Below are 5,794 nucleotides of genomic sequence, written 5' to 3' on the forward strand. Positions count from 1 at the left end.
TGGCCGGCCTGGGGCGGCGGCGGGGCCTGCTGCGGGCGGTGCGGACCGTGCTCCGGCGGCGGCTGTTGCGCGGGCTGGCCCTGGGCCTGGCGCGCCTTGGCCTGCTGGCCGGCGTTCCACATCGGCCCGCCGTTCTCGATCTGCGGCTGGGTCTGGGCCAGCGCGCCTGTGGCGGCGCTTGCCATCAGCAAGGCGGCCAGGCTGATCAGTCTCGATTTCATCGTCTTTTCCGGGCGGCCGAAGCGCGGCCGCATGCGTTGTCCTGGGCCGCCGTTGTGCACGGCCCAGCCTGAACCCGACTTGAATGAGACGGAGCCCGGGGGCAAGTCTGCCGGACCAGAAGCGGAGCTCAAGCGCGCGTGCCGGCGATCCCCAACGACATCCTGGGCTTCTGGCGTTCGGCCGGCCCCTCGAAGTGGTTCAAGCACGCCCGGGCCTTCGACGAGGCCATCCGCCTGAAGTTCGAGCCCGTGCACCACGCCGCCGCGCGCGGCGAGTACGACCGATGGGCCACGACGGCGGAGGGCGCGCTGGCGCTGCTGATCCTGCTCGACCAGTTCCCGCGCAGCCTCTACCGCGGCTCGGGCCACGCCTTCGCCACCGACGGCAAGGCCCGCGCCGTCGCCCGCGCCGCCGTCGAGGCCGGCTTCCACCTGGCCGTGGAGCCGGGCCTTCGGCAGTTCTTCGTGCTGCCGTTCGAGCATTCTGAGGATCTCGCCGACCAGGAGTTCGCGATCGCGATCGCCAGCGAACTGGGCGACGCCGAACTGCTGAAGTGGGCGCGCATCCACCACGACATCATCGCCCGCTTCGGCCGCTTCCCCCACCGCAACCCCGCCCTCGGCCGCGCGATGACCGCGCCCGAGCAGGAGTATCTCGACGAGGGCGGGTTCGGGGGGTGAAGCTGCGTTCCGACTCGACCTCCCGTGGGATAACCTCGTCCCAATGAACGCCCCCCTCGCCCACTCAGGCGCCGTCGCGCCGCCGGACCATCCGGAGCGGCAGTACCTGGCCCTGCTCGCCGACATCCTGGAGAACGGGATCAAGCGCGAGGACCGGACCGGCGTCGGCACGCTCGGCGTGTTCGGCCGGCAGATGCGGTTCGACCTTTCCAAGGGCTTCCCGCTGCTGACCACCAAGAAGCTGCACCGCAAGTCGATCATCCTGGAGCTGCTCTGGTTCCTGCGCGGCGACACCAACGTCCGCTGGCTGCAGGAGCGCGGCGTGACCATCTGGGACGAGTGGGCCGACGCCGACGGCGACCTCGGCCCGGTCTACGGCAAACAGTGGCGCTCGTGGGCGGCGCCGGACGGCCGCGTGATCGACCAGATCGCGGGTGTCGTGCACAGCCTGAAGACCAATCCGTCGAGCCGCCGGCACATCGTCAGCGCCTGGAACCCGGCCGACGTCGACGACATGGCCCTGCCGCCCTGCCACTGCCTGTTCCAGTTCTTTGTCGCCGATGGAAAGCTGAGCTGCCAGCTCTACCAGCGCTCGGCCGACGTCTTCCTGGGCGTGCCGTTCAACATCGCCTCCTACGCCCTCCTGACCCTGATGATGGCCAAGGTCACGGGCCTGGAGCCGGGCGAGTTCGTGCACACCTTCGGCGACGCCCACCTCTATCTGAACCACCTCGACCAGGCCCGCCTGCAGCTGACCCGCGAGCCGCTGCCGCTGCCGACGATGCGCATCGTGGACAAGCCCGACCTGTTCAGCTTCGAGTACGAGGATTTCAAGCTGGAAGGCTATCAGGCCCACCCGGCGATCGCCGCGCCGATCGCGGTGTAAGGGGGGCCCATGTCCCGCATCACCCTCTCCGCCGGCCCGATCGCGCGGGCCCGCAACGGCGTCATCGGCAAGGACGGTCGCCTGCCCTGGCGGCTGAAGAGCGACCTGGCGATCTTCCGCGCGGTCACCATGGGCAAGCCGGTGATCATGGGCCGCAAGACCTGGGAGAGCCTGCCGAAGAAGCCGCTGGTCGTGCGCACCAACATCGTCCTGTCGCGCGACGGCTCGTTCGAGCCGCAGGGCGCCGTGGCCTGCGAAGACTTCTCCGAAGCCGTGCAGATCGCCCGCGAGCAGGCCGAGGAGGACGGCCGTGACGAGATCTGCGTGATCGGCGGCGCCTCGCTGTTCGAGCTGGCGCTGTCGCGCGCGCGCCGGCTCTACCTGACGGAGGTCGAGGCCGAGGTCGAGGGCGACGTAAGGCTCTCGGCGATCGACGAGAGCCGCTGGCGCGAGGTGCGGCGCGAGGCGCATCCGGCGTCCGAGCAGGACCAATACCCCTTCGTCTTCCGCGTGCTGGAGCGCCTATAGTCCTCGCAAAGCCTGGAGACCCCGATGGACGACGGCGCCTTCGACGTGCAGCACGCCGCGCGCGAGCTGGCCTACGCCATGCCGCTGGCGCAGATCAATCCAGCCAACCCGGAGCTCTTCCGCACCGACAGCTTCTGGCCCTATTTCGAACGGCTGCGCGGCGAGGATCCGGTGCATTGGGCGGTCTCGCCCGTGCCCGAGATCGGCGGCTACTGGTCGGTGACGCGCTACAACGACATCGTCGCGGTCGACACCGACCACGAGACCTTTTCCTCGGAACCCGCGATCGTCCTGCCGGACCCCGATCCGGACTTCACGCTGCAGATGTTCATCGCCATGGACCCGCCCCGGCACGAGGACCAGCGCAAGACCGTCGCCCCGATCGTCTCGGGCCCCAACCTCGCCAACCTGGAGCCGGTCATCCGCGAGCGGGCGGGTCGGATCCTCGACGAACTGCCGATCGGCGAGGAATTCGACTGGGTCGACAAGGTCTCGATCGAGCTCACCACCATGACGCTGGCGACCCTGTTCGACTTCCCCTGGGCGGACCGGCGCAAGCTGACGCGCTGGGCCGACGTGACGACCGCCCCGCCGGACAGCCACCTGTTCGAACCCGGCCGCGGCCACGAGCAGCGCAAGGAAGAGCTGCTGGAGTGCGTCGGCTACTTCAGCCAGCTGTGGAACGAACGGGCCAACGCCGCGCCGAGGCACGACCTGATCTCGATGCTGGCCCATGGCGAATCGACGCGGCACATGAGCCGGCTGGAGTACCTCGGGAACCTGGTCCTGCTGATCGTCGGCGGCAGCGACACCACCCGCAACACCATCACCGGCTCGGTGCTGGCGCTGAGCCGGAACCCGGACCAGGCGCGGCTGCTGCGCGCCGATCCCGAGCTGATCCCCGCCATGGTCTCGGAGACCATCCGCTGGCAGACGCCGGTGGCCTACATGCGCCGCACGGCCACCCGCGATGTCGAGCTCGGCGGCAAGCGCATCCGCAAGGGCGACAAGGTCGCCATGTGGTACGTCTCCGGCAACCGCGACGAGACGGTGATCGCGCGGCCGAACGACTTCTGGATCGAGCGGCCCAGGGTGCGCCAGCACCTTTCGTTCGGCTTCGGCATCCACCGCTGCATCGGCAACCGGCTGGCGGAGCTGCAGCTGAAGATCATCTGGGAGGAGATCCTCAGGCGCTTCCCGGTGATCGAGGTCACCGGCGAGCCGACCTTCGTCTACTCCTCGTTCGTGAAGGGCTACGAGCGGCTGCCGGTGGTGATCCCGCGGCGGGCGTAGATATCATCTTCATCTCATCCGCTCTTCCCGCTTCGAAGCGTCAAGGCGGCCGCAACGCCTGCAACGAAAAACGCCTGAATCCCGACAAATCGCCCTTCTCCCCCTTGCGGGAGAAGGACGCCATGGTGAAAGCCACGCCCCTGCCGGAGAGGATCAGTCAGCCGCGCTCGTTCCAGCCATAGGCCACCCAGTGGTGGCCGCCGAGGTGGCGCGCTTCGATCACGTCAGTTTGACGACGGCGCGCCCGCGCGGAGCGGCGCGCGCGCAGCGCCAAACCGGAGAAGGCGAGGAGCGCGCTGGCCATGATGGCGATCACCGCCACGGTCGCGGCGGCGAACACCGCCATCACCGCGCCCACGATCACGGCCGCGCCGGTGGCCACGGCGCCGCCGATCGCCGCCAAGCTGCGGAGCGCGGATCCCTCCCGGACGGCGAATTCTTTCACCATGGCGTCCTCACACCAGCCTTTGCCGCAGGCTGTAACCACCTATGTTGGTCCACAGGTTCCCCACGTCAACTGAAGATGATCTGTGAACAGCGCGCCTGCGCGACTATGCCGCCCCCTGAAGCGCCAGGGAGCGGCGCTCGCGCATCACGGTGTCGAAGGCGGCGTTGATGGCCGCGGCCTTGGCCTCGGCGACGTCGATGAACTCGCTGGGCAGGCCGCGGGCGCGGGCCCGGTCGGGGTGGGCCTCGGAGAGCTGGGCCTTCCAGGCGGCGCGGACCTCCCCGTCGGGGGCGTCGTGGGCGACGCCGAGCACCGCATAGGGGTCCTGTTTCTCCAGCCCCAGGTGCGTGGCCTTGAGCCGGCGGAAGGTCAGCGGGCTCTGGCCGAACAGCTCGGAGACCCGCTGCAGGTAGGCGAGCTCGTCGGCGCTCACCACCCCGTCGGAGGTGGCGACGAAGAACAGGCCGTCGAGCACGTCCTCCAGGAGTTGCGGGCAGTGGCGATAGCGCTTGGCCAGCCGGCGCGCGTAGCTCTCGAAGCCGCGGGTGGTCTGGCGCGCCAGCTGGTAGAGCCGCCGCACGTTGCCCTGGCTTTCCGGCTCCGGCTGGAAGACCTCGGCGAAGGCTTCGTATTCCGACGCCTGGGCGCGGCCGTCCGCCTTGGCGAGCTTGGCGCCCAGCGCCGTCACCGCGGTGGTGAAGGCCGGGTCCTCGCCCGGCAATCCGGGCGGACAGGTCGGGCAGTCCGCCTCGTCCAGGTTCCGGACCGCCAGGCCCGCGATTTTGCGCCAGAAGCTCATCGGAGTAGGTGAAAGCCTTAGGACGGCTCAGGCTGCAACACAACGATGGTAGTCGCCAGGAGACATTAAGTTTTGGACAGCGCCTGGAGCTTCGCCATCGACCGCGGCGGGACCTTCACCGACGTGATCGGTCGCAGCCCCGACGGGCGCGAGACCTCGCTCAAGCTCCTGTCGTCTTCCACCGCCTATACGGACGCCGCCGTCGAAGGGATGCGCAGGATCCTGCGCGCGGCGCCCGGCGCCCCCTTCCCCGCCGAGCGGGTGGCGGCGATCCGCATGGGCACGACCGTCGCCACCAACGCCCTTCTGGAGCGCGCCGGCGCCAGGACCCTGTTCGTCACCTCCACGGGCTTCGGCGACGCGCTGGTCATCGGCGACCAGGCCCGGCCGGAGCTGTTCGCCCTCGACATCCGCAAGGCGCCCCCGCTCTACGCCGGCGTCGTCGAGGCGGACGAGCGGCTGGGCGCCGACGGCGGCGTGGTCCGCCCGCTGGGCGCCGAGGCGCTCAAGGCCCGGCTCGCGGCCGCGGTCGCCGAGGGCTTTCAATCCTGCGCGATCGCCTTCCTGCACGCCGACCTGAACCCGGCGCACGAGCTGGCGGCGGGCGAGCTGGCGCGCCAGGCGGGCTTTGGCTTCGTGGCGCTGAGCCATGAGGTCTCGCCCCTGCCCCGCTTCCTGCCGCGGGCGGAGACCACCGTCGCCGACGCCTATCTGACGCCCGTGCTGCAGGCCTATGTCCGACAGGTGGCGGAGGCCGTGGCCGGCGCGCCGCTCTACTTCATGACCTCGGCCGGCGGCCTGGTGCGGGCCGAGGCCTTCCGCGGCCGCGACGCAGTGGTCTCCGGCCCGGCCGGCGGCGTCGTCGGCGTGGCCGAGACGGCGCGGCGGGCGAGCTGGCGCGCCAGGCGGGCTTTGGCTTCGTGGCGCTGAGCCATGAG

8 protein-coding genes are annotated in these 5,794 nt (G+C 70.2%); 5 read left to right on the forward strand and 3 right to left on the reverse strand.

Annotated features, from left to right (window positions below):
* Positions 1-221 (reverse strand): hypothetical protein (locus VJS38_RS06315; RefSeq protein ID WP_324087306.1); only part of this gene is annotated, 221 nt, incomplete at its 3' end.
* A gap of 138 nt (positions 222-359) precedes the next feature.
* Here VJS38_RS06315 and VJS38_RS06320 point away from each other — a divergent pair.
* The 4 genes from VJS38_RS06320 to VJS38_RS06335 are packed head-to-tail and all read left to right on the forward strand — an operon-like array spanning position 360 to position 3,609.
* Positions 360-902 carry a DUF924 family protein gene (locus tag VJS38_RS06320; RefSeq protein WP_324087307.1) on the forward strand — a complete coding sequence of 181 codons (543 nt, stop codon included), beginning with the start codon at positions 360-362 and terminating at the stop codon, positions 900-902.
* A gap of 43 nt (positions 903-945) precedes the next feature.
* On the forward strand, positions 946-1,788 hold the full coding sequence (locus tag VJS38_RS06325) for a thymidylate synthase (RefSeq protein WP_324087308.1): 843 nt from the start codon (positions 946-948) through the stop codon (positions 1,786-1,788).
* 9 nt (positions 1,789-1,797) lie between these two features.
* Positions 1,798-2,316, forward strand: a complete 519-nt coding sequence (locus VJS38_RS06330; protein WP_324087309.1) for a dihydrofolate reductase — start codon at positions 1,798-1,800, stop codon at positions 2,314-2,316.
* A 24-nt stretch (positions 2,317-2,340) separates the two neighbouring features.
* The gene (locus tag VJS38_RS06335) at positions 2,341-3,609 is read left to right on the forward strand and encodes a cytochrome P450 (RefSeq protein WP_324087310.1); all 1,269 of its coding nucleotides are present in this window, start codon (positions 2,341-2,343) and stop codon (positions 3,607-3,609) included.
* Positions 3,610-3,766: 157 nt separating this feature from the next.
* On the opposite strand, the gene VJS38_RS06340 is transcribed toward VJS38_RS06335, so the two are convergent.
* Positions 3,767-4,057, reverse strand: a complete 291-nt coding sequence (locus tag VJS38_RS06340) for a hypothetical protein (RefSeq protein WP_324087311.1) — start codon at positions 4,055-4,057, stop codon at positions 3,767-3,769.
* Between the two features lie 103 nt (positions 4,058-4,160).
* The gene (locus VJS38_RS06345) at positions 4,161-4,856 is read right to left on the reverse strand and encodes a TerB family tellurite resistance protein (protein ID WP_324087312.1); all 696 of its coding nucleotides are present in this window, start codon (positions 4,854-4,856) and stop codon (positions 4,161-4,163) included.
* A gap of 72 nt (positions 4,857-4,928) precedes the next feature.
* Here VJS38_RS06345 and VJS38_RS06350 point away from each other — a divergent pair, with 72 nt between their 5' ends.
* Positions 4,929-5,786, forward strand: coding sequence for a hydantoinase/oxoprolinase N-terminal domain-containing protein (locus VJS38_RS06350; protein WP_324087313.1), 858 nt, complete (start codon positions 4,929-4,931; stop codon positions 5,784-5,786).
* Positions 5,787-5,794: the final 8 nt, after the last annotated feature.

The sequence above is a fragment of the Phenylobacterium sp. genome (genome assembly GCF_035276905.1).
Classification (GTDB): domain Bacteria; phylum Pseudomonadota; class Alphaproteobacteria; order Caulobacterales; family Caulobacteraceae; genus Phenylobacterium.